Here is an 18510-nt window from a genome sequence, read left to right on the forward strand (position 1 = left end):
TCGTGAACGTCAGCCCAGATCAAGCAGTCTGATTCGGAAATCTGCCACTTTTTTTGCTTGCTCCGGTTCAGATAGGAGGAAGGGATGATCGCTGATGTAGTCAGTGAAGATGGCCTTAACTCTTTCGTCTACGCTGAGATCTTGCTCGGATGGTTTTCTGTTTGATGCCTTCCATGCATCATCAAAGGCCATAGCAAAACTGTCGGCGTTATTAAAAACCCTGTCCATAGTGTGGGCCTTCAGCTGTTTGCGTCTCAATGCCAGGACCCAGATTTGAACTGGGGACACGGCGATTTTCAGTCGCCTGCTCTACCAACTGAGCTATCCCGGCCCGTCGCCTTCGCGACTTATGAATTGTAGATCACAGCCGGTCTGTGCAGCCGGCAGGCGCGAGTGCCTGACTGCCTTAGGCGTACGTGCCAGACAGGCGACACCCTGGACATTGATGTTGGATTGCTGGAGCGTCAGGTAAGCCGCATAGGCGGTTGCTCCAGTGGTGAGAATGTCATCGACGATCCACACCCCCTTGCGGGACTGACGGACTTCAATGCTGTTTTCGCGATCGCAATAGAAGCCATCCCTTTGGTTCTGCCAGCGCTGCTTCCGATTCAGATGGTGCTGGCCGACAGCGGCTCGGCATCGCTGCAGTAGAGGCCGATGCTCCCGACCTAAAGCCTTCACCATCAGGTTGGGGAGCGGGTTGGCCCGGCTCGCCCGTTTCCAGCTTGGAATGGGAACCAAAACAGCATCGGTTGGCAGGGTTTGGTTGAGAGCGCCGATCAGGGATGCCAGCAATCTTGGCTCTTGGCTTCGCCTTAGCTTGAACAGGATCTGGCGGAATCGGCCCTCATAGCGGGCTGCTGCTAACCACGGCAGCGGATCCAACCCTTGCAGGGGGATGTCTGCAAGGCCTAGGCACTGCCGACACTTTGGGCACGGCTCTTCTGCATTGGTGAGGCTGGCGAGTGGTTGCATGCAGATGGCGCAGGCCGGTTGGATCAGCAGATCCTGGATCCCTCCGCAGAGTGAAGACCACATCGATCGATTCACAGCTTGCGGAAGCGTTCCCCCCTGTCTGCAGTCTTCAGTCGCTCCTGGGCATGGCCTTCAGCATCGCAACCAGGGTGCGGTGGGCATCATCACTGTCAGTGAGCTGGTGATCAAAGCGAATCTCAACGGCTTTGCCATCGACGTTCAGTTCCATCGCCTCTGGATGCACTGCCGTCATCGAGGCGGACTTGGCGTCGATCATTCCGCCGTAATGCTGGGCATACTGCAGAACAGCTTCTTTGTGATCATCATTCATGTGCCGGCAGATGCGGTCGCTAACGGCGGGAGTGAGGGGGTCTGCAGCCATGGATCGTGCGGGGAGTAAGAGGTTGAAGGGCAGCCTTCACGTCTGCGAAGGCGATGATCAGCGAATTAGGAGAAATGCTGCCAGAGCAGGACGCCAAGCCGCATCCCGCTGAAGGTCACGTAGCCGGCTAAAACAATAAACAGGCCGATGGCAAGAGCATCGCGCAATTTGCTGGGCACTGACGCAGGAATCGGATCGACTCCAATTCTCGCTCGGATCAGGGCCTCGCGGTCAGCCCCTTCCCCTGCAGGTGGTTGAGGGCCAGGCGGGCTACTCCTGCAGCTGGAGGCGTGAGGCAGGTGAGCACCGGGCAGTGGAGGATGCGCTCACGCAAGCGTCTCCATTGAGGGTTGCGGGCACCTCCGCCCAATGTGATCACCCGTTTTGGAGGTTGAGCTCCCAGTTCCGTTAATCGTTTCCATCCCTCAGCTTCGATCCGGGCCATGCCCTCTAGAAGGGCATGGAGGTATAAGCAATCACTCACTGGTCTGGGTGTCAGAACCGGTTCCAGCGTTGGGTCGTCAGAGGGGAAGCGTTCCCCAGGAACAGGGAGTGGACGAAGCTCTAGGCCACTGGATTGTTCAGGGTTGATCTGGCGGCTGAGCTGATCGAGATTGATGCCTGGGAACTGCTGGAGAAGGACGACTCCGCCGCTGTTGGAGGCGCCACCGCATAGCCATCGACCTGCCACTCGGTGGCTTGTGATGCCAGGGCCTGTCAGGGGCTTGGTTGTGAAGCGCTTTAGCACCAGGGTGCTGCCCAACACCGTGATGCCATCGTTGTCACCGGGATTGGCGGCGAGGACCGCAGCATTGGAGTCTGTGGTGCCTGCCACCACGGTGACATCGCTGCAGAGTCCCAGTTCCTGGGCAGGCTTTGCCGCGAGTCTGCCCAGGTCGCTGCCGCTCGGGCGCACCGTGGGCAGACTGTCTGCCCAGGGCAGTGTTGCGATCGCTTCGTTCCACTGGCCCCGTTCAAGGTCCCAGCCCAGGCGGAGATTGTTGCCTTCTTCACCCCACTGCCAGTCGTTAAGCAGCCAGCCGTTGATCCAGTCAGCTTGATGGCGGAGCAGCAGCCCTTCCCCGTGGTCTTGGATCAGCCGAAGGGCCCGGGCCACACTGCCGCTGCAACTGGATGCTGGCCCACCTCCAGGGAGCAGACCCATCAGCGTCTCAGCGAATTCTGGACAGGACTGGGCGTAGCTCAGTGCATGGCCAATGGGCGTGCCGTGATGATCGCAGGCCAGAAGCGTGCCAGAGGTCCCATCGACAGCGATGGCTTGGATGGCTGAGCGAAGGTTGGCGGGGATGGCCTGAATCAGGCTGCGGCAACTGGATCTCCAGTCCTCTGGATGTTGAAGTCCTTGCCGATAGGTCGTTGCTGTGTTGTGGAGGATGTGACCGGCTGCATCGATCACCGCAATGCGTACACCGCTGGTGCCCAGATCAATTCCGAGCGCCAGCGGGGTCATGGCATCTCAGCTTTTTTGCAGGGCCTCAGCTTTGGCGCTGACATCCTCCCAGGGCAGGTTGAGGTCGGGGCGGCCGAAGTGTCCATAGGCCGCGGTGTCTTGGTAGAAGCGACCACCGCGTTGTTGTGGGAGGTTGCGCAGACCGAAGGTTTCGATGATTGCGCCAGGACGCAGATCAAAGTGCTGTTGCACCAAGTTGGTGAGCTCAGCATTGCTCACCTTGCCGGTGCCGAAGGCTTCAACCAAGATCGAGACAGGCTTGGCGACACCGATTGCGTAGCTGAGTTGCACCTCAGCACGCTCAGCAAGGCCAGCAGCCACAAGGGCTTTGGCCACATAACGTGCGGCGTAAGCTGCCGAGCGGTCCACTTTGGTGGGGTCCTTGCCCGAGAAGGCTCCACCACCGTGGCGGGCGTAGCCGCCGTAGGTGTCCACGATGATTTTGCGGCCTGTGAGCCCGGCATCGCCCTGGGGACCACCCACCACGAACTTGCCGGTGGGGTTGACCAGATACTTCGTGCCTTCACGGCTGGGCTTGAGCGCTAGGTCTGCGGTGGCCGGCTCAACCACATGGGTCCATAGGTCCTCCGTGATGCGCTCACGAATGCCTTGTTCATCACTGATGCCGTCAACTTCGGCAGTGTGCTGCGTGGAGATCAGGATCGTGTCGATCGCAACAGGTTTGTCGTTTTCATAGACGACGCTGACCTGGGTTTTGCCATCCGGGAGGAGGTAGTTGAGGCTGCCGTTGTGGCGAACTTCAGCCAGGCGGCGGGAGAGACGATGGGCCAAGCTGATGGGAAGGGGCATCAGTTCTGGCGTCTCGTTGCAGGCATAGCCAAACATGATGCCCTGGTCGCCGGCCCCCACCTTGTCCAGTGGATCCCCGGCATGGTCGTCGGCTTCGTTCACCCCCTGGGCGATGTCGGGCGACTGCTGATCCAGAGCGACCAGCACGGCACAACTAGTGGCATCAAAGCCGCCGGCACGGGCTCCGCTGTAGCCGATTTCCTTGATCACATTGCGGACAAGGTGGATGAAGTCCACCTGGGCGTTGGAGGTCACCTCGCCAGTGATCATGCAGAGGCCAGTATTCACAACTGTCTCGCAGGCGACTCGGCTGGCAGGATCTTGTGCCAACAGGGCATCCAAGACCGCATCACTGACCTGATCGCAGATCTTGTCGGGATGTCCTTCCGTCACCGATTCGGAAGTAAAGACGTATTGGCTCATGAGCGCTCTAGTTCGTCCGAGACTTTAAGGGTTGGTCTCAAGAGCAGTTGCTGCGCCCAGTCACGTTCAGTTCGTTCCAGTGGGTGATGAGATGTTCGTGCTCTGTGAGGTCGGGATCTTGCTGCCAGCCCGCCACATAACCAAGGCTATGGCTGACGCCTGCCTGACGAGCCATTAGCAGATCAGAATCGGCGTCACCGATCAGGGCGCATTGACGTGGGTTCAGCCCCAAGATCTTGCATAGGCCTTGGACGGCCTCCGGATTGGGTTTGCTCGGCAGATCCTCTGCGCTCCAGATGCCGGCGATGTGACCGTCCAGATCGTGGCTGCGTAAAAAGGCCTGAATACCCGCTCGGGTGTCATTGCTGATCACTGCACAGGTGACACCGGCGTCTCTGAGTTGGTCGAGAAATGTTCTTGCCGCTGGTAATAACGGGCTGGATTGCCTTGGCTTGTCGAGCTTGGCAAGGCCCACTTCGTTGTTGACGGCCTCTGCAAAGGTTCGCTCTGCCAGCAGGAGTGCCCTCGGCCAGCTCAGGCCCATCAGGCTGAACACCGTTGCCGTTGCTAGAAGATTGTGCTCCCTCGAAGCCACAGCCAGAAGGCCGTCAGGGCTGACGCCTTGGTCGGAGAGTCCGTAAGCGCGATGGAGTAGCGCCCTGAGCTTTGTTTCAGCAGCACTGTCGCGTTGATCTGAGCCGGCCGTGATGTCGGCATAGCACTGGCAGGCCGCATTGATGCGACTGGTCCCCTGTGTGATCAGTCTGGGTTCGCTATGGGAAAGGGTGCCGTCCTTATCGAACAGCACCCCTTCAATCTCACCCAGAAGCTCGCCCCTAAGCAGCAACTGAGCCATTCATCTCAGGCGACGATCAACCCATCATGCCGCCGTAGGCCTCTTCGCCCTCTTCAGCCTGCTCGAGCAGCATCTGCTTGTAGCGGGCTGCCATCTCCTCTGCCTTGTCGAACACCTTCTGAGGATCAGTGAGCATGTCACCGGGTTCGGGTTCGAGGGCTTTGGTGGAGAGGGAGATGCGTCCCCGCTCGGCATCAAGGTCGATGATCATCACCTTCATCTGATCATTCACGTTCAGCACCGAGTGGGGGGTCTCGATGTGTTCATGACTGATCTCAGAGATGTGCAGCAGGCCACTGACACCACCGATGTCGATGAAGGCGCCGTAGGGCTTGATGCCACGCACGGTGCCAATCACAACTTCGCCCACCTCGAGGCGGTTCATCTTGCGTTCCACCAGCGCACGGCGGTGGCTGAGCACCAAGCGGTTCCGCTCCTCGTCCACTTCGAGGAATTTCAGTGGCAGGAAGTCGGCCACAAGCTCTTCCTTCGGCTTGCGAGTACTGATGTGGCTGCCAGGAATGAAGCCGCGCAGACCTTCAACGCGGACCAAGGCACCACCACGGTTGGTGGCGAACACTTCTGAGTAGATCGTCGCGTCTTCTTTCTGCAGTTGACGGACTCGTTCCCAGGCCCGCTGATATTCAATGCGGCGAATGGAGAGAGCGAGCTGACCGTCTTCGTTCTCCTCACTCATGATGAAGAACTCGCGGATCTCTCCGGGTTGCAGCACATCACTGAGGCCTTCGACCCGGTTGATCGAGACCTCTTGCATGGGCATAAAGGCTGCCGTCTTGGCGCCGATATCGATCATTGCCCCTTTCGACTCAAGCGCAAACACCGTGCCATTGACGATGTCTCCGGGCTTGAAGTTGTAGTCGTATTTGCTCAGCAGAGCAGCAAACTCATCAATGGAGAAGCCTGCGCTCTCCAGATCGCTTGGGTTGGCCCGGCTGCTGGGGTCGTCAGCAGTGGGCACATCCTCCGGAATGATCAGATCCTCTTCGGCGAAGGCTTCAGCCATGGCTTCTGCGCCGGTGGCTTCAATTGCAGCGTCCTGCTCGCTGGTTGCTGCTGGATCCTGAACCTGATCAGTGGAGGTGACAGACATGGAGGGTTGGCGGTCTGCCCTGAGGCAGTGCGAAAAGAAGGATGCTGAGGCCCGCCGACCTCAGGCAATCGATCTTTCATCCTACAGATCAGCCCCAGGCTCAAACGACGACAAGCTTGCCGTTGCTGCTGCTGTGCATGCCTTCGAGGGTGGCGACGAAGTCACTGATCCCCTGAAATTGGCGATAGACAGAGGCGAAGCGCACATAGGCAACTTCATTGAGATCTTTGAGCTGGTTCAGGACAAGCTCGCCGATCTCTTGGCTAGACACTTCCCTGCTGCTTCGTTGCTGGAGAGACAGCTCCAGTTCATCGACGACATTTTCCAGTCGGTCTGCGGATAAACCAGTTTTTTCACAGGCGCGACCAAGTCCGTGAAGAAGTTTGGTGCGACTGAACGTTTCACGGTTGCCATTGCGTTTCAACACCGTGATCGGCATCGTCTCCACCCGTTCATAGGTGGTGAAGCGAAATTCGCAATTCAGGCATTCACGCCTCCGCCTCACACTTTTTCCGCCGTCGGCAGAACGGGATTCCAGCACCCGACTATCTGTGTTTTGGCAGGAAGGGCACTGCACGCCCGCGCGTCTCCTTAGATCAAATTTGTTCCAAGTTTAGACGCGTTGTCGAGCGATGAGAAGTGGGCGATTCCGTGTTCTTTGGTTTTGCTATCGGCATCAAGGTTTGAATTCATCTTTTTTCCCAATAAAAAACCCCGCCTGATGGCGGGGTTGATTGAAGGAAACCTGAATCACTTGCCGATCTTCGGGGGATCGCGGAATGCGATCGCAAAGAAGAGAGTGGCAATCGCCAGGGTGAGGATGAGGATGTAAGCAAGGCTGTCCATCGAGAATCTCCGGTAGGGCGATCAGCTAAGAGGTGAGCCTGCCGGGGGCACAAAGCCCTCGGGAAGTCGACGGGTTGAGCGGTCGCCCAGCTTCTGGAACAGACCAAACTCAACTTGTTCGCCAAGATCGGGATCGATACCAGCAAACACGTCGCGATAAAGGGTGCGAGCACCGTGCCAGATGTGTCCGAAGAAGAACAGCAAGGCAAAGACCGCATGCCCGAAGGTGAACCAGCCTCGTGGTGAGCTGCGGAAGGTGCCGTCGGAGTTATAGGTTTCGCGGTCGAATTCAAAGGCTTCACCCAGTTGAGCCTTACGCGCCAGACGCTTCACGACCGCAGGATCAGTGAAGGTTTGTCCGTCGAGAGCTCCGCCATAGACCGTTGCAGTCACTCCTTGTTGTTCGAAGGAGTATTTCGCTTCAGCGCGGCGGAATGGGATGTCAGCGCGGACGATGCCCTCGCTGTCTTCCATCACCACAGGGAAGTTCTCGAAGAAGTTGGGAATCCGACGAACCTGAAGATCACGGCCTTCGCTATCGGTGAAGGAGATATGGCCAACCCAGCCAGTGGCAAGGCCATCACCATTCACCATCGGGCCAACGCGGAAGAGGCCGCCCTTGGCAGGACTGTTGCCCACATAGTCATAGAAGGCAAGCTTTTCCGGAATGGCTCCGTAGGCTTCTTTCGCTGAGGCCCCTTCGTCCATTGCGGTCTGGACGCGACGGTTGATCTCAGTTTTGAAGTAGCTCTGATCCCATTGGTAACGGGTAGGGCCAAACAGCTCGATGGGTGTGGCAGCAGCGCCGTACCACATCGTTCCAGCCACTACAAAAGCTGAGAAGAAAACAGCTGCGATGGCACTGGCCAGAACCGTTTCGATGTTGCCCATCCGAAGGGCCTTGTAGAGGCGCTCTGGGGGACGGGATGTGATGTGGAAAATGCCGGCAATGATGCCGACGATGCCAGCAGCGATGTGGTGGGCAACAATGCCGCCTGGATTGAAGGGATTGAATCCTTCTGGCCCCCAGGCCGGCTGAACCGGTTCAAGGTGACCAGTGATTCCATAGGCATCCGAGACCCACATCCCTGGGCCGAAGACACCAGTGAGGTGGAAAGCTCCGAAGCTGAAGCAGCCCAGTCCGGCAAGCAACAGATGGATTCCGAAGATCTTGGGAAGGTCCAGAGCAGGTTCCCCTGTGCGGGGGTCCTGCCAGATCTCAAGATCCCAGTAGGTCCAGTGCCAGATGGCGGCCAGCATCAGCAGGCCACTGAAAATGATGTGGGCAGCAGCGACGCCTTCAAAGCTCCAGAAGCCAGGGTCTACACCGGTTTCGCCGGTGATACTCCAGCCTCCCCAGCTCCCGGTGACACCGAGGCGGGCCATGAAGGGCATCACAAACATGCCCTGACGCCACATCGGATTCAGGACTGGATCCGATGGGTCGAAAATGGCGAGTTCGTAGAGAGCCATCGAGCCGGCCCAGCCGGCAACGAGGGCTGTGTGCATGAGGTGCACGGCCAGAAGTCGGCCGGGGTCGTTAATGACGACTGTGTGCACCCGATACCAGGGCAATCCCATGGGTCAGGTTCAGGGGAACGAGCTGCCAATGCAGCCAGACCCAGGGATCGTAAGGGTTGTTCCACGGCGTTCGTGCTCTGCTGTCGCGAGCTGCAACGTGTTGTGGCATGGGATTTGGACGCGCAGGCAATCCCCAGGCCCTGTGATGTTGCAGCCTCGAAGCGGCCCCGCTTGATCGGGATGCCTCCATGCTCCGGTTACAAAACGAAACGCCTGCCCTCAGAATGCACCAATCTCGATCCACCAGTTCGCCATGCCTGTGATCCGATTCGTCCGCGAAGGGCGTGATGTTGAGTGTTATCCAGGCGAAAACCTGCGGGATGTGGCGCTCAGGGAAGGCATCGAGCTGTATGGGCTCAAGGGTCGACTTGGCAACTGCAACGGCTGTGGGCAGTGCATTACCTGCTTCGTTGAGATCTCAGGTGGTGCTCCTGCATCGCTGTCTCCGCGCACGACTGTGGAGGATGCAAAGCTCAAGCGTCGTCCTGATGCTTGGAGGTTGGCTTGTCAGTCCTTGGTTGAGCAGTCGGTCATCGTGCTGACCAAGCCTCAGGCTGGTCTTCCGAATCGTGATCTCAAGATCAAGGCTGCTCTTGCCGAGACACTTCCCGCGGGTCCTACGGCTTGGCCTGTGATTGAGCCCATTGAGGATTCAGGCGATGAAGACACCGACGCGACAGATCCTGCTGGTTCGGCCCAGCCTGGAAAGGGGGAAGCTGCTACGCCCGATGACGAGGGCTGAAGCAACGTTCCGGAAGGTCGCCGAACGGTGATACCTTCCGATTGCATCTTTCATCAGCCATGGAAACCAACGATCTCGGCTTTGTTGCCAGTCTTCTGTTCGTTCTGGTTCCGACTGTCTTCCTGATCATTCTCTATATCCAGACCAATAGCCGTCAGGGTTGAACTGGAGGTATTGCCGGAGCCGGCAGCTCAGCTGCGCTCCGGTTCTCTCACCAGCATCACGGGGGCAGGTGCATGCACCCTGATGTAGTCGCTCACTGAGCCGCCCAACAACTTGTCGAGATCCACAAGGCCACGGGCCACGAGTGGACGTCGGTCTTGGGAGGCAATCACCACAAGATCTGCATTGGTGTCTTTCGCCGCTTTGCAGACCCCCCGACCCACGTCTGCGTCGGTGATATGCATGGGCTTCATGTCGACCCCGAAGCTTCTCGCCCGTTGCACTGCTGCGTTCAAGAGCTCATCACGCTTGCTGTTGGCGCCCCTGGAGGGTGCGAGGTCCTGGCGGGCAACATGGACACCGATGAGCTGGCCGCCTGGGATGTCGCGAACCATTTCGCAGGCCAGCTTGAGGGCGTCATCGCCAACGCCTGTGCCATCCACGGTGACCATCACCCTGTTCACGTGGCGCACGTAAAGGTCATCCCTGACCAGCAGCATCGGGCGGGTGGAGAGTTGGAAGACGTATTGGCTCGTGCTGTTGGCGAGAATCGACTGGAGGCGGCCAAGCCCTCTGGATCCCATCACGATCAGATCGGCGTTGAGTTCTTCGGCCACCTTCAGCACGGTTTGCTTGGCGTCGCCGTTGCGAATGATCGAGTTCACTTCAGTGGCATCAAGGCCCATGCGTCCCACCGCTTGGGCCATCAATGACGCGGCAGCTCCCCAGTGCTCTTCAGAGTCAACTGAGCCTTGCTCAGGTACAACGTGGAGCAGGTTGATGCGAGCGGCGCGGAATCCGGGAAGATCGCGCAGCATGCAAACCATCTCCTCCACATGCCCCTTGCCAGAATCGGCGATCAGCAGGTTCTTAAACACGATCTCGTTTTGGCTGTGCTGCAGCCTATGGCGAGACTCCCGCCCCTGAGACATGGCGATTGAGAGCGTTACGACCTCCCCCTGGAAGCTGGAGAAGCGCGTGCTTCCTCAGCACACCGACTACGCCGGAGTGATGTGGCATGGGGCTTACCTGGCTTGGCTTGAAGAGGCCCGGGTTGAGGCGCTTGCTGCCGTGGGTATGCCGTATTGCCGTGTTTCGGACGAGGGGTATGAGATGCCGGTGGTGCGCCTTCAGCTCCACTACCGGCAGGCGCTTTCCCATGGGGATCGTGTGATTGTTGAGAGTCAGGTGCTTCCGCGTCTGGGTGTTCGATGGCCCTGGCATGCACGCTTTTGTCTCCCGGATGGGACCTGCGCGGCGGAGGCGGAGGTGGAGCTTGTCATCGTGCAGAGCTCGGGAGAAGGTCGCGGGGTGTTGAGACGGCCTCCAGCTTTCCTGGCGCCTGCGCTGGCCGCACTGACGCAGGGCCCCAGCCTGTAGTCTAGTTCATGCGTACTATTCGATGCTGTGCGGCGATGGTGGTGGGTCTGGAGTCATTGCCCTGGGATTGGCGCGGCGCGGATGGTTCGCTTGCTGGAGCTGGCTGACCGTTATGACACTGACCTTGCGGGCCTCTGGGGGTGGTCGAGCGCTCGGTTGCAGGCTGAGCTGGGGTGGCCTGACCACCTGTTGTTAAGCATTAATGCTTATCGAGGCCTGGTGGGGTCCTGTCCAGCTTGTGACCCTCCTGATCAGGTGCTGCTACCGATGGATCGGCAATGGCCAGCAGGGTTTAAGGACCTCCGCCGTCCACCTTTGAGGATGTTCTGGCGGGGCAATGCCTCTTTGCTGAACGCCTTGGGTTCAGGTCAGGCCGTTGCTGTTGTGGGTTCTCGGCGCCCATCCATGCATGGGCTAAAGGCGGCAGAGCTTCTCGGGGAGGCTTTGGCTCGTGCTGGTTGGCCTGTGGTGAGTGGTTTGGCGGAGGGGATCGATGCTGCTGCCCATCGTGGTTGCCTGCAGGCAGGAGGGCAGCCGGTGGCGGTGCTGGGCACCCCATTGGAGCGGGTCTATCCACCGGAGCATCATCAGCTTCAGGCTGACGTGGCTGAGGCGGGACTGCTCTTCACCGAGCTGGCCCCTGAGTCCAAGGTGCAGCGGTCTAGTTTTGCTTTGCGCAATCGGTTGCTGGTGGCACTGGCCCGTGCGGTGGTGGTGGTTGAGTGCCCCCAAAACAGTGGTGCGCTCATCACTGCCCGGGCCGCGCTGGAGCAAGGACGTGCGCTTTGGTCCATGCCTGCAGACGTGCTGCGTCCTTCCGGTCAGGGAAGCAATCGTTTGTTTCTGGAGGGTGCCAGGCCGTTGCTCGATCCTGACCAGCTGCTGCAGACCCTTGGCCAGGCCCCTCTCGCTGAGTTGCCTTCGTCGGCTGCTTCTCGCCATCCTTCAGGGCGATCCCTGGTGGAAGCCCGGCGGCGGCTATTGCAGCGAGACCCCATGCTCAAGGCCATGCTTGAGGAGGGCGCCACGCTTCAGAGCCTGGCGAATCGCCTGGCTCGCAGTCCTGTTGACCTGGCGGAACAACTCGTGGCGCTTGAGTTGGAGGGTGTCTTGAAAGCGGAGCCTGGCATGCGCTGGCGGCTTGCTTAGCTGGGGCGATGGCATCACGGGTGCTGAGAGGGGAAGACCTGCTGGCTTGGCGGCGTCGTCTGTTAGCCGAGGGAGGTCGCAGGGTGGATCTCGATTGGCTGCTGGATCTGGGTGGCGGCCTGCGTTGGCGAGATCTTCAGAAAGTGCAGCTCGATCCCGGCGGTGTCCAGGTTCATCTCACCTGTTCACTGGATGCACTGGAGCGATTGTGGTGGCGGCATCGTCATGATCAGATCCCTCTACAGCACCTTGTTGGCCGTTGTCCCTGGCGGCAGTTTGAGCTGTTTGTGTCGCCGGATGCTCTGATCCCCCGTCAGGAAACAGAGCAGCTGGTTGATCTGGCCTTTGCTCTTGGCGCTGAGTGTGAGGCCGAACCCGCTTCGAGGCTTCGGATGTGGGCTGATCTGGGTACGGGCAGCGGAGCGTTGGCCCTTGCTCTGGCTGCTCACTGGCCTCAATGGCAGGGGCATGCTGTGGATTGCAGCGCTGCTGCCCTTGCCCTGGCGCGCCGAAACCTTGCCCGATGGGCACCGGGTGCTGACTGGAACTTGCACCAGGGATGTTGGTGGGATCCGCTTCGGCCGTGGTGGGGACATTTGGATGTGGTGGTGTGCAACCCCCCCTATATCCCTGAGCTTGTGGTGGATCAACTGGATCCAGTGGTGCGTGATCATGAGCCACGCCTTGCTCTTGATGGAGGCAGTGATGGTCTCCAGAGCTGCCGCACGGTTGTCGCTGGAGCAGCCGTCGCCTTGGCCCCAGGGGGGTGGTTGCTGTTGGAACACCACCATGATCAGAGTGATGCCGTTCTGTCGCTCATGGCCAAGGCTGGGTTGATCAATGCCAGGTCCGAGAAGGATCTTCAGGGCATTCGCCGGTTTGCCGTCGCTAGTCGTGCAGGCTGAGGGAGTTCTCCACCCGTCGGGTTGTTCATGTCAGGTCAGCAGCCGATCGTTCTTTCCAGCGACGCGATTGCCGATCATCTCCTCAAGGGGGGAGCAGCTGTGATGCCTACGGACACACTGCCCGCCATGGCAGCCGTTCCAGCCCATGCCGGTCAGTTATGGAGATTGAAGCGACGCCCGCGGGAGAAGCCCTTGATCTTGATGGCAGCAAGCGGTGAGGTTCTTCTGCAGCTTGCTGTGCCTGAGGCCCAGCCAACGGCCTCCAGCCTCGCCCACCAGCACTGGCCTGGAGCTCTCACGTTGGTGGTGCCGGTCGGTGCTGATCCTGCCGCGCAGGCCATGCTCCAGGCTCTCAACCCAGCTGCCACAAGTCTTGGCCTGCGAGTACCCGCCTGTCAGCAGGCCAGAGCCTTACTGGCCAAAACCGGCCCTTTGGCAACCACCAGCTGCAATCCTGCGGGGGCTGCTGCCGCGCTCAATCCTGAACAGGCCTGTCGCTACTTCCCCCAATTGCCACTGTTGGGCCCGCTGGACTGGCCGCAGCCATTGGGTTTGGCCAGTACCGTTCTCGCCTGGGAGCCTCAGAACCGCTGGCAGATGTTGCGCCAGGGTGCTGTGATGCCAGCAGGAGTGGGTTCTCCGCCGTCATGCTTTGGCTGATCGCATTGGTGTTGGTGCTGCAGAGCCTGGGGTTCTGGTTGGGTGACCCGCTTGTGCACGTAGCAACAGCACTGATCAGCCTGAAAGCTCTCCCCTTGCTGTTGGCGGTGGTGGGGGGCTGGCTGCTGGCTGGCCGTAAGGCCTGATCTCTCGCCCTTGAAGAGGGCGAGAGATCAGGCCATGTCTTCGAAGCCGGCTAACGGATTTGAACCGATGACCTTCGCTTTACAAAAGCGCTGCTCTACCACTGAGCTAAGCCGGCAACGTCGGAAGTGTACCGGCCTGCTTTCAGCTCTGGAGTTGTTGTTGACCTAACAGCCACACCACCAATTCAAGACGGCTGGTGCATCCAGTTTTGACCAACGAATGGCTCACATGGCTTTCAACGGTGCGCACACTCAGCACCAGTGCATCGGCGATGGCCTGGTTGCTGAGACCCTGCACCAATAGATCGGTGACGGCGCGTTCAGCCGGACTGAGAGAACAACTGGGCATGGCTTCACTGGACACGTGTGGTTGCAGTGAAGATTCCCCGTTCCGTGCAGCCGGCTTGAGATCAGCCTTCGCTTTGGCTCACGGCCAGAGGTCTGCGGATCGGAAGATTGGCCACGAGAGCCGTCACCCGGTCTTCGGTCTCAAGGCTCACGTCGCCCTCGTCGAGGTCGATTTCGACGTACTTAGCCACAACCTCAAAGATTTCGCGTCGCATCTGGTCCAGCAATTCGGGGCTGAGGTCACTGCGGTCATGGGCCAGTACTAATTGCAGCCGATCCCTGGCGGTGCTCGCACTGGCGGGCTGGCGGCGGAGCAGCTTGTCGAGGATTTCGCGCACTGTCATCGGTTTCAGAAGATTTTCTTTTGCATCAGTCGGCGCACCTTGGCGCGAAGGCCACGCCCTTCTTTGGATGGGTCAATCAGAGGAACATCGTCTCCTTGCAGGCGACGCGCCACATTGCCGTAGGCACGAGCTGCTGGAGAACTGCTGCCGTTCAGCGTGAGGGGCTCGCCCCGGTTGGTGCTCACGATCACCTGCTCATCCTCCAGGACGAGACCAAGCAGGGGGAGGGCCAGGATGTCAGTGACATCATCGACCGCCAACATCTCTTGGCTGGCCATCATCTTGGGCCGCACCCTGTTAAGCACAAGTTGAACCGGGGTCACCCCATGGGTGTTGAGCAGTCCGATGACCCGATCGGCATCCCTAACAGCAGACACCTCAGGAGTGGTGATCACGATGGCCTCCTTTGCCGCTGCAACGGCGTTCTTGAAGCCGTCTTCGATGCCTGCTGGACAATCGATCAGCACATAATCGAATTGTTTTTCCAGCATTGCTGCAATCGTCTGCATGTCCTCTGGCTTCAGCCACTCGAGCATGCGGGGATTGCCAGCAGGAAGCAGGGCCAGGTTTGGTTCCTGTTTGTGCTTCACCAGAGCCTGCTCCAGACGGCAGCTCTCAGCAAGCACCTCCTGGGCCGTGAACACGATGCGGTTTTCCAGGCCGAGTAGCAGGTCGAGGTTGCGGAGGCCGAAATCGGCGTCAAGAACAACCGTGCGTAGCCCCAGCCTTGCCAGGGCAATGCCAAGGTTGGCCGTGAGTGTGGTTTTGCCGACCCCTCCTTTTCCAGAGCAGATCAGGATCGTTCGCGAAGTGGACGCCACGGCTCCCCGGGAAGTCGCGTCACCTTAATGGGGGTTGAAGATTCAGGCCAGCGTTTGTTCTCCTCAGTCCGTCGCTGGGATGGACATCCTTGCTCTCAGGCGAGGATTGGCAGGCTCAATCACGATGTCACCGGCATCGATCCGGGCTTCTTCCGCGAGGCCGGGTTGGGGCCGATCATCCGGCCCACGCGCCACTTGATCAGCAATGCGGAGCTGCAGAGGCCTGAGTTGAAGCGCAACGACTTTGGCGGAACGGTCTCCATCGCGGCCTGCATGGGCGATTCCCCGTAGACGTCCCCAGATCATGACGTCACCAGCTGCCGCGACGTTCGCGCCAGGATTCACATCGCCGAGCACTAAAAGGTCTCCGGCAGTTTCAATCTGCTCGCCTGCACGCAGGGTGCCGCGATGCAGTCGTAACTGGGTTGTGCAATCTGGCTTGGTATCGCTGGATTGGTCTCCGCTGTCATCACTGGGAGTGGCATCCGAAGCCATGGGGTCGCTCTCCAGCAGCTGCACGGGCAGGCCGAGGGCTTGGGCACTGATGGCGGTCAGCGGCTCCTGGGTGTGAAGGCTTGCGATCCTGAATCCTTCACCCTGCAATAGTTCGATCAAGGACGACAGATCCCGGCAACGCATCTCCCAGTGATGAGAGATCAAGTTGAGAGATCCAGGCCGAAGCCTTTGCAATTGATCGGGCAAGGTGTCTTTCCAGTGCGCTTGCTTGATGGGTGGGAGCACGAGGCGCTGAAGCAGACCGGAGTTTTGATCAGCTGCCATCAGGGTCTTTATGGAAGGGCAACGGCACGAACCGTTGTTAGACGCTAGGAGGATTGAGCCGCTGCGCCTGCCGCGAGGTTGTCCAGATCATGGCGAAGCTGTGATTGGATCTCACTCGGGTGAATCAGCCAGGCTGTTGCTGCTGGAGTGGAGAGACTGTTGACGAGAGGGGACATCTGTTCCAGTCCGCGTAACGTCGTTCCGTCCCAGAGACGCAGACCTCCCCGGTAGGGGTGATAACCCCGAAGCTGCTGATGGCTCAGCCCGCAGCATTGGTCAGGATTCATCTGGGCTGTTTCGCTCAGTCGGCGAGCCAGCGCCAGAGCCTCCAACTGCTGTGCAGGCTCAAGTTGAGCCACGCTGGTGGCCTTGAGCAGCCTGCGGTTCAGGAAGCGAGAACAAAGCTCTGCCAGGGGGGCTGGCCCCTCCTCCGCCCAGCGTTGCAAGTGATAGCCCAGCCGTAGGTCGTCATTGGCGAGGAATGTGCTTGGTGTGATGTCACGGGGGGCCCAGAGCCAGGTCTCCATGACGCGATCGCTCCAGACCTGCTCCGGGCCAAGGCGTCGCGCCTCACGGACTAATTGCTGCAGCATCCAGTTACACACCACGTTGAGGCGGTGGGTGTAGACGCTGCGATACATCAGATTGCGAACCACTAAATAATGCTCAACAGCCATCAATCCCTTGGGGGCGATGGCTAGGTCGCCATCTGGAGCCAGTGTCAGGGCGGAAAGAATTCGATCCAGATCCAGTTGTCCGTAGCGGGCGCCCGTGCTGTAGCTGTCGCGCATCAGGTAATCCAGTCGGTCGCAATCGAGCTGACTGCTCACCAGAGCCTTGATCACGCCCCGTTCTGCCTGACCGTGCTCCAGCAGTGACGCCACGGCAGCTGCGGTGCCGGGGGCGACCCTCTCAAGCAAAGGCTGGATGTCTGCATGCTCTCTCACCAGTCGAGCCGACCAGGTCTCGTGATGGAGGCCGAACATCTCTTCCCCTGTGTGGCTAAGGGGGCCATGGCCTAGGTCGTGCAGCAGGGCTGCTGCATAGAGCACGCCCTTGTGTTGCTCGAGGCTCGGATCCTGGGGAAGCAGATGGTTGAAGGCTTTGCGTGCCAGCTGAAACACCCCGAGGGAGTGGGTGAACCGGCTGGATTCGGCACCATGGAACGTGAGAAAGGCGGGGCCGAGTTGGCGGATCCGCCGCAGTCGCTGGAACGGGGAGCTATCCACCAAACCCATGACCATGGCTTCGGCGGGGTCATGGCCATCCAATTGAATGTTGCCGTGGAGCGGATCGTGATAGGTGCGCGTGGACATCAACGCGGTCACGTGGCGTCCAAGGGCTCGCTGCGATCGAGCATTGCTTCCATGATTCGTTCGGCATCAATCAGCCAGCGATCACCGTCTCCGCCTGGATTCAGCGGTTCGGGTTGGTCCAGCAATCGGTCGGGTTCGAGTCCTTGCCCTTGGATGTCCCGCCCACTTGGGGTTAGGTATCCGGCCACCGTGACGGCAAGTCCGCTGCCATCGCTGAGGTTGGTGAGGGTCTGGATCAGCCCCTTGCCGAAGGTGCGACTGCCCAGCAGCAGCGAACGCTCATCATCCTGAAGGGCCCCGGCCAGAATTTCGCTGGCACTGGCGGTCCCCCCATTCACCAACGTCACCATCGGACCGTCATAGAGGGTTGGGAGGTTGGCTTGGATTGGGTCTGCAATGCCATCGCGATTGCGGGTTTCCACGATTGGTTCGTTGCTGAGGAAGGCATCGGCCACGGCCAGTCCTGCGCTCACGAGTCCGCCTGAATTGTTGCGGAGGTCAAGCACTAAGCCTTCGATTCCCTTGTCGGAAAGCTCGGCAATCGCTTCCTGCACCTGTTGGGGTACCCCTTCGCTGAACTGGGTAATACGTAGGTAGCCGAGGGTGTGCTCGTCGCGACGCAGCCGCCTGGTGCGCACGGGTCTGAGGTCGACACTGCGGCGTTCGAGGGTCAGCTCTTCGTTGGTTCCATCCGGGGCTTCAAGCGTGAGCACCACCTGCGTTCCGGCTTCGCCGCGCAGGCGCTCTGCGGTGGTTTCCAGGCCAAGGCTGGCAGTGGATTCGCCATTCACGGCAAGCACCGCTGTTCCGCTGATGACCTCGGCTTCCGCGGCCGGGGAGCCTTCAAGAGGTGCGATCACCACGACCCTTCCGTCAGCGTTCCCATGGGCCAATTGCAACCCCACGCCGCTGAGGCTGCCTTGATTGCTCTCTTTCATTACGGCGTAGTCATCGGGTCGGAGCAGGCGCGTGTAGGGATCCCCCAGTGGCGTCAGCATCGTTTCGATGGCGCTATAGGCCTGTTCACTGCTTTCAATCTTTCCTTCTAAGGCCTTCTGCCGCAGTCGTTTCCAGTGAATTTTGTCGAAGCTCTCTGGGCTCACATAGCTCTGGTTCACAAGCTTCCAGCTCTCCACCACCAGCTGCTGGGCATCGTTGAGCGCCAGTGCCGGCGAGGACCAGGCAAAGCCGGTCAGGAGAAGACTGAGCAGGCAGCAAGCCAGTTGTCGCAAGGCTTTCTTGCGGCGATTAACAGTCGGCAACATCGGCTTCATACCCGGCGCGTTCGCTGGGACGTGTTCA

At 59.6% G+C, this 18510-nt stretch carries 24 protein-coding genes and 2 tRNA genes; 7 read left to right on the top strand and 19 right to left on the bottom strand.

Annotated elements, in window-relative coordinates:
- Window positions 1-9: 9 nt before the first annotated feature.
- The 11 genes from SIB72_RS06940 to psbB all read right to left on the bottom strand — a co-directional run bounded on the left by SIB72_RS06940 (window position 10) and on the right by psbB (window position 8455).
- Entirely contained in the window at window positions 10-288 is a 279-nt protein-coding gene (locus SIB72_RS06940; protein ID WP_413743443.1) for a hypothetical protein, read from the bottom strand.
- A tRNA-Phe gene (locus tag SIB72_RS06945) sits at window positions 259-331 on the bottom strand. Before SIB72_RS06945 ends, SIB72_RS06940 begins: the two co-directional genes overlap by 30 nt.
- Entirely contained in the window at window positions 322-1038 is a 717-nt protein-coding gene (locus SIB72_RS06950; protein ID WP_413743444.1) for a ComF family protein, read from the bottom strand. Before SIB72_RS06950 ends, SIB72_RS06945 begins: the two co-directional genes overlap by 10 nt.
- 46 nt (window positions 1039-1084) lie before the next feature.
- A complete protein-coding gene (locus SIB72_RS06955) occupies window positions 1085-1357 on the bottom strand; it encodes a DUF2470 domain-containing protein (protein ID WP_115016399.1) in 273 nt (90 codons plus the stop codon).
- Between the two features lie 217 nt (window positions 1358-1574).
- Window positions 1575-2828 (bottom strand): FGGY-family carbohydrate kinase, encoded by a 1254-nt coding sequence (locus tag SIB72_RS06960; RefSeq protein WP_413743445.1) that lies wholly within the window; start codon window positions 2826-2828, stop codon window positions 1575-1577.
- A gap of 6 nt (window positions 2829-2834) precedes the next feature.
- Window positions 2835-4061: a methionine adenosyltransferase gene (gene metK, locus SIB72_RS06965; protein WP_115121365.1), complete on the bottom strand. Its 1227-nt coding sequence runs from the start codon at window positions 4059-4061 to the stop codon at window positions 2835-2837.
- A 37-nt stretch (window positions 4062-4098) separates the two neighbouring features.
- Window positions 4099-4917 (bottom strand): HAD family hydrolase, encoded by an 819-nt coding sequence (locus SIB72_RS06970; protein ID WP_115121366.1) that lies wholly within the window; start codon window positions 4915-4917, stop codon window positions 4099-4101.
- Window positions 4918-4933: 16 nt separating this feature from the next.
- Window positions 4934-6028 carry a 30S ribosomal protein S1 gene (locus SIB72_RS06975; RefSeq protein WP_413743446.1) on the bottom strand — a complete coding sequence of 365 codons (1095 nt, stop codon included), beginning with the start codon at window positions 6026-6028 and terminating at the stop codon, window positions 4934-4936.
- A gap of 100 nt (window positions 6029-6128) precedes the next feature.
- Window positions 6129-6605, bottom strand: a complete 477-nt coding sequence (nrdR, locus tag SIB72_RS06980; RefSeq protein ID WP_115016391.1) for a transcriptional regulator NrdR — start codon at window positions 6603-6605, stop codon at window positions 6129-6131.
- 173 nt (window positions 6606-6778) lie between these two features.
- On the bottom strand, window positions 6779-6874 hold the full coding sequence (locus SIB72_RS06985; RefSeq protein ID WP_028953714.1) for a photosystem II reaction center protein T: 96 nt from the start codon (window positions 6872-6874) through the stop codon (window positions 6779-6781).
- A 21-nt stretch (window positions 6875-6895) separates the two neighbouring features.
- Window positions 6896-8455, bottom strand: coding sequence for a photosystem II chlorophyll-binding protein CP47 (psbB, locus tag SIB72_RS06990; RefSeq protein WP_115121367.1), 1560 nt, complete (start codon window positions 8453-8455; stop codon window positions 6896-6898).
- Between the two features lie 253 nt (window positions 8456-8708).
- On the opposite strand from psbB, the gene SIB72_RS06995 reads away from it, so the two are divergent.
- Both SIB72_RS06995 and psbM read left to right on the top strand, forming a co-directional pair.
- The gene (locus SIB72_RS06995) at window positions 8709-9197 is read left to right on the top strand and encodes a 2Fe-2S iron-sulfur cluster-binding protein (RefSeq protein WP_413743447.1); all 489 of its coding nucleotides are present in this window, start codon (window positions 8709-8711) and stop codon (window positions 9195-9197) included.
- A 59-nt stretch (window positions 9198-9256) separates the two neighbouring features.
- Complete coding sequence (gene psbM / locus SIB72_RS07000) at window positions 9257-9361, top strand: photosystem II reaction center protein PsbM (protein ID WP_115016385.1); 105 nt, start codon at window positions 9257-9259, stop codon at window positions 9359-9361.
- A 27-nt stretch (window positions 9362-9388) separates the two neighbouring features.
- Here psbM and SIB72_RS07005 read toward each other — a convergent pair whose 3' ends face one another.
- A complete protein-coding gene (locus SIB72_RS07005) occupies window positions 9389-10237 on the bottom strand; it encodes a universal stress protein (RefSeq protein WP_413743448.1) in 849 nt (282 codons plus the stop codon).
- 52 nt (window positions 10238-10289) lie between these two features.
- Here SIB72_RS07005 and SIB72_RS07010 point away from each other — a divergent pair, with 52 nt between their 5' ends.
- From SIB72_RS07010 to SIB72_RS07030, 5 genes are all read left to right on the top strand, one after another.
- On the top strand, window positions 10290-10739 hold the full coding sequence (locus tag SIB72_RS07010) for an acyl-CoA thioesterase (protein ID WP_413743449.1): 450 nt from the start codon (window positions 10290-10292) through the stop codon (window positions 10737-10739).
- Between the two features lie 81 nt (window positions 10740-10820).
- Window positions 10821-11888, top strand: coding sequence for a DNA-processing protein DprA (gene dprA, locus SIB72_RS07015; protein ID WP_413743450.1), 1068 nt, complete (start codon window positions 10821-10823; stop codon window positions 11886-11888).
- A gap of 8 nt (window positions 11889-11896) precedes the next feature.
- Complete coding sequence (prmC, locus tag SIB72_RS07020; protein ID WP_413743451.1) at window positions 11897-12793, top strand: peptide chain release factor N(5)-glutamine methyltransferase; 897 nt, start codon at window positions 11897-11899, stop codon at window positions 12791-12793.
- A gap of 27 nt (window positions 12794-12820) precedes the next feature.
- Complete coding sequence (locus tag SIB72_RS07025) at window positions 12821-13453, top strand: L-threonylcarbamoyladenylate synthase (protein ID WP_115121372.1); 633 nt, start codon at window positions 12821-12823, stop codon at window positions 13451-13453.
- Window positions 13441-13599 (top strand): hypothetical protein, encoded by a 159-nt coding sequence (locus tag SIB72_RS07030; protein WP_170953947.1) that lies wholly within the window; start codon window positions 13441-13443, stop codon window positions 13597-13599. Before SIB72_RS07025 ends, SIB72_RS07030 begins: the two co-directional genes overlap by 13 nt.
- Before the next feature lie 44 nt (window positions 13600-13643).
- Here the strand turns inward: SIB72_RS07030 and SIB72_RS07035 are convergent.
- The 7 genes from SIB72_RS07035 to ctpZ form a co-directional block, all read right to left on the bottom strand.
- Window positions 13644-13715: transfer RNA gene (locus tag SIB72_RS07035), tRNA-Thr, on the bottom strand.
- Window positions 13716-13741: 26 nt separating this feature from the next.
- The gene (locus tag SIB72_RS07040; RefSeq protein ID WP_115121373.1) at window positions 13742-13948 is read right to left on the bottom strand and encodes a response regulator transcription factor; all 207 of its coding nucleotides are present in this window, start codon (window positions 13946-13948) and stop codon (window positions 13742-13744) included.
- A gap of 61 nt (window positions 13949-14009) precedes the next feature.
- Entirely contained in the window at window positions 14010-14291 is a 282-nt protein-coding gene (minE, locus tag SIB72_RS07045; protein WP_115016375.1) for a cell division topological specificity factor MinE, read from the bottom strand.
- Window positions 14292-14296: 5 nt separating this feature from the next.
- Window positions 14297-15112, bottom strand: coding sequence for a septum site-determining protein MinD (gene minD, locus SIB72_RS07050; protein ID WP_115121374.1), 816 nt, complete (start codon window positions 15110-15112; stop codon window positions 14297-14299).
- Between the two features lie 63 nt (window positions 15113-15175).
- Window positions 15176-15892 carry a septum site-determining protein MinC gene (gene minC, locus SIB72_RS07055; protein ID WP_115121375.1) on the bottom strand — a complete coding sequence of 239 codons (717 nt, stop codon included), beginning with the start codon at window positions 15890-15892 and terminating at the stop codon, window positions 15176-15178.
- Window positions 15893-15936: 44 nt separating this feature from the next.
- Entirely contained in the window at window positions 15937-17208 is a 1272-nt protein-coding gene (locus tag SIB72_RS07060) for an HD domain-containing protein (protein WP_115121376.1), read from the bottom strand.
- An 8-nt stretch (window positions 17209-17216) separates the two neighbouring features.
- Entirely contained in the window at window positions 17217-18482 is a 1266-nt protein-coding gene (ctpZ, locus tag SIB72_RS07065; protein ID WP_115121377.1) for a carboxyl-terminal processing protease CtpZ, read from the bottom strand.
- Window positions 18483-18510: the final 28 nt, after the last annotated feature.

Source organism: Synechococcus sp. MIT S9451 (assembly GCF_047304725.1).
In the GTDB taxonomy this organism is placed as follows: domain Bacteria; phylum Cyanobacteriota; class Cyanobacteriia; order PCC-6307; family Cyanobiaceae; genus Synechococcus_C.

Bases quoted from the DNA above. Each gene is read 5' to 3' on its own strand.
- psbM (WP_115016385.1), top strand. From the start codon at position 9,257: ATGGAAACCAACGATCTCGGCTTTGTTGCCAGTCTTCTGTTCGTTCTG.
- SIB72_RS07025 (WP_115121372.1), top strand. From the start codon at position 12,821: ATGTCAGGTCAGCAGCCGATCGTTCTTTCCAGCGACGCGATTGCCGAT.
- SIB72_RS07060 (WP_115121376.1), bottom strand. From the start codon at position 17,208: ATGTCCACGCGCACCTATCACGATCCGCTCCACGGCAACATTCAATTG.
- SIB72_RS07030 (WP_170953947.1), top strand. From the start codon at position 13,441: ATGCTTTGGCTGATCGCATTGGTGTTGGTGCTGCAGAGCCTGGGGTTC.
- SIB72_RS06960 (WP_413743445.1), bottom strand. From the start codon at position 2,828: ATGACCCCGCTGGCGCTCGGAATTGATCTGGGCACCAGCGGTGTACGC.
- dprA (WP_413743450.1), top strand. From the start codon at position 10,821: ATGGTTCGCTTGCTGGAGCTGGCTGACCGTTATGACACTGACCTTGCG.
- prmC (WP_413743451.1), top strand. From the start codon at position 11,897: ATGGCATCACGGGTGCTGAGAGGGGAAGACCTGCTGGCTTGGCGGCGT.
- SIB72_RS06985 (WP_028953714.1), bottom strand. From the start codon at position 6,874: ATGGACAGCCTTGCTTACATCCTCATCCTCACCCTGGCGATTGCCACT.
- SIB72_RS07040 (WP_115121373.1), bottom strand. From the start codon at position 13,948: ATGCCCAGTTGTTCTCTCAGTCCGGCTGAACGCGCCGTCACCGATCTA.
- SIB72_RS06995 (WP_413743447.1), top strand. From the start codon at position 8,709: ATGCCTGTGATCCGATTCGTCCGCGAAGGGCGTGATGTTGAGTGTTAT.
- SIB72_RS06970 (WP_115121366.1), bottom strand. From the start codon at position 4,917: ATGGCTCAGTTGCTGCTTAGGGGCGAGCTTCTGGGTGAGATTGAAGGG.
- psbB (WP_115121367.1), bottom strand. From the start codon at position 8,455: ATGGGATTGCCCTGGTATCGGGTGCACACAGTCGTCATTAACGACCCC.
- ctpZ (WP_115121377.1), bottom strand. From the start codon at position 18,482: ATGAAGCCGATGTTGCCGACTGTTAATCGCCGCAAGAAAGCCTTGCGA.
- minE (WP_115016375.1), bottom strand. From the start codon at position 14,291: ATGACAGTGCGCGAAATCCTCGACAAGCTGCTCCGCCGCCAGCCCGCC.
- minC (WP_115121375.1), bottom strand. From the start codon at position 15,892: ATGGCAGCTGATCAAAACTCCGGTCTGCTTCAGCGCCTCGTGCTCCCA.
- metK (WP_115121365.1), bottom strand. From the start codon at position 4,061: ATGAGCCAATACGTCTTTACTTCCGAATCGGTGACGGAAGGACATCCC.
- SIB72_RS07010 (WP_413743449.1), top strand. From the start codon at position 10,290: ATGGCGATTGAGAGCGTTACGACCTCCCCCTGGAAGCTGGAGAAGCGC.
- SIB72_RS06950 (WP_413743444.1), bottom strand. From the start codon at position 1,038: ATGTGGTCTTCACTCTGCGGAGGGATCCAGGATCTGCTGATCCAACCG.
- SIB72_RS06955 (WP_115016399.1), bottom strand. From the start codon at position 1,357: ATGGCTGCAGACCCCCTCACTCCCGCCGTTAGCGACCGCATCTGCCGG.
- SIB72_RS06975 (WP_413743446.1), bottom strand. From the start codon at position 6,028: ATGTCTGTCACCTCCACTGATCAGGTTCAGGATCCAGCAGCAACCAGC.